Here is a 2,949-nt window from a genome sequence, read left to right as displayed (position 1 = left end):
TCCGAATGGGGCAACCCGGCAGTGGTCATGCACTGTCACCCATGCTACAAAGCATGAGGAGGGAACCTGGGGAACTGAAACATCTAAGTACCCGGAGGAAAAGTAATCAAACGAGATTCCCGAAGTAGCGGCGAGCGAACCGGGAAGAGCCCAAACCGGAAGAGGCAACTTTTCCGGGGTTGAGGACCAACAAGCGTCTGGCCAGGCCTAATCGAACTGTCTGGAAAGGCAGGCCGCAGAAGGTAACAGCCCTGTACATGAAAGGCAGAGCCAGATCGTTGGAATCCAGAGTACCACGGGACACGAGGAACCCTGTGGGAAGCAGGGGGGACCACCCTCCAAGGCAAAATACTCCTTGGCGACCGATAGCGCATAGTACCGTGAGGGAAAGGTGAAAAGCACCCCGGAAGGGGAGTGAAATAGAACCTGAAACCGTATGTCTACAAGCAGTCGAAGCACTTTACATGTGCGACGGCGTGCCTATTGAAGAATGAACCGGCGAGTTACAGGCACTAGCGAGGTTAAGCGGAAAACGCGGAGCCGAAGCGAAAGCGAGTCTTAAGAGGGCGGCGAGTTAGTGTTTGTAGACCCGAAACTGCAGTGATCTATCCATGGCCAGGGTGAAGCACAGGTAAAATTGTGTGGAGGCCCGAACTCGTGAGCGTTGAAAAGCTTTGGGATGAGTTGTGGATAGGGGTGAAATGCCAATCGAACGCAGAGATAGCTGGTTCTCCCCGAAATAGCTTTAGGGCTAGCCTCAAGTGATGATTTACGACGGTAGAGCTCTGATCGGGCTAGGGGCCTTCTAGGTTACCGAACCCTGTCAAACTGCGAATGGAGTAAGTTTAACTTGGGAGTCAGACTGCGAGTGCTAAGATCCGTAGTCAAGAGGGAAACAGCCCAGACCATCAGCTAAGGTCCCCAATGCCGTACTAAGTGGCAAAGGATGTGGCGATACAAAAACAACCAGGATGTTGGCTTAGAAGCAGCCACCATTTAAAGAGTGCGTAATAGCTCACTGGTCGAGTGTCGCTGCGCCGAAAATGTCCGGGGCTAAAGTACGGAACCGAAGCTATGGATTGGCGATGCATTCCATACTATTCTACAGGCGAAAAAAGTAGCTAGACATTTATTACGACAAGCGTCCATAAAAACAAAATCCGGCTTGTCGTTAAATCCTATAGCTAAAGAACATCCTGTAGGTTGGTATGGAGTGCATCGCCAGTGGTAGGGGAGCGTTCGTAATGCACAGAAGGTATACCGTAAGGAGTGCTGGAGCGTTACGAAGTGAGAATGCCGGTATGAGTAGCGAAAAGACAGGTGAGAATCCTGTCCACCGAAAGCCTAAGGATTCCTGAGCAAGGATCGTCCTCTCAGGGTCAGTCGGGACCTAAGCCGAGGCGGAAATGCGTAGGCGATGGACAACAGGTTGATATTCCTGTACCACCGGTCATCGTTTGAGTGATGGAGTGACACAGAAGGGTAGACAATCGCGAGGATGGAAATTCGCGTTTAAACTGGTAGGGTGACTGACAGGCAAATCCGTCAGTCGAGAACCTGAGAAGTGATGAGGAGCTGATCGAAAGATCGGTGAACTTGTTGATCCCCCACTGTCAAGAAAAGCTTCTAGCGAGATGAGTGGTGCCCGTACCGCAAACCGACACAGGTAGGCGGGGAGAGAATCCTAAGGTGCGCGGGAAAACCCTCGTTAAGGAACTCGGCAAAATGTCCCCGTAACTTCGGGAAAAGGGGAGCCGTTTTGAGTGTAGGTTAGAAACGACCGAAGCTTGAAGTGGTTGCAAAAGAGAGGCCCAAGCGACTGTTTACCACAAACACAAGTGCCTGCTAAAGCGAAAGCTGACGTATAGGTGCTGACACCTGCCCGGTGCTGGAAGGTTAAGGGGAAGAGTCAGGCGCAAGCCGAAGCCCAGAACCGAAGCCCCAGTAAACGGCGGCCGTAACTATAACGGTCCTAAGGTAGCGAAATTCCTTGTCGGGTAAGTTCCGACCCGCACGAAAGGTGTAACGACTTGGGCACTGTCTCAACGAGGGACCCGGTGAAATTGAAATCCCTGTGAAGATGCAGGGTACCCGCGACTGGACAGAAAGACCCCATGGAGCTTTACTGTAACCTGACATTGGATTTTGGTCAATCATGTACAGGATAGGTGGGAGACGGAGAAGGCGGTACGCTAGTATCGTTGGAGTCGTTGTTGGGATACCACCCTTGATTGACTGAAATTCTAACTCAAGTAGTAACGATACTGAGGACCGTGTCAGGCGGGCAGTTTGACTGGGGCGGTCGCCTCCGAAAGTGTAACGGAGGCGCCCAAAGGTTCCCTCAGCGCGGATGGAAATCGCGCGAAGAGTGTAAAGGCAGAAGGGAGCTTGACTGCAAGACAAACACGTCGAGCAGGGACGAAAGTCGGGCTTAGTGATCCGGTGGCGCCGAGTGGAAGGGCCATCGCTCAACGGATAAAAGCTACCCTGGGGATAACAGGCTAATCTCGCCCAAGAGTCCATATCGACGGCGAGGTTTGGCACCTCGATGTCGGCTCATCACATCCTGGGGCTGAAGTAGGTCCCAAGGGTTGGGCTGTTCGCCCATTAAAGTGGTACGTGAGCTGGGTTCAGAACGTCGTGAGACAGTTCGGTCCCTATCCATCGCGGGCGTAAGAGACTTGAAGGGAGCTGCTCCTAGTACGAGAGGACCGGAGTGGACGGACCAATGGTGTACCAGTTATCCCGCCAGGGGTACAGCTGGGTAGCTACGTCCGGAACGGATAAACGCTGAAAGCATCTAAGCGTGAAACCAGCCTTAAGATGAGGTCTCTCATTCTTCGGAAGTAAGACCCCTTATAGATGATAAGGTTGATAGGCCAGGTGTGGAAGCCCTGCAAGGGGTGCAGCTGACTGGTACTAATCGGTCGAGGACTTGACTTCGACGAG

At 52.6% G+C, this 2,949-nt stretch carries 1 rRNA gene; it reads left to right on the top strand.

From position 1 onward, the window contains the following. Positions 1 to 2,943 (top strand): 23S ribosomal RNA (locus tag ALO_RS19865); the annotation flags it as partial. Between the last annotated feature and the right edge of the window lie 6 nt (positions 2,944 to 2,949).

Origin of the sequence: Acetonema longum DSM 6540, assembly GCF_000219125.1 — a bacterium.
GTDB classification, from domain to species: domain Bacteria; phylum Bacillota; class Negativicutes; order Sporomusales; family Acetonemataceae; genus Acetonema; species Acetonema longum.
Note: the sequence above shows the minus strand (reverse complement) of the source record. Positions and strands in the feature narration are given on the sequence as shown.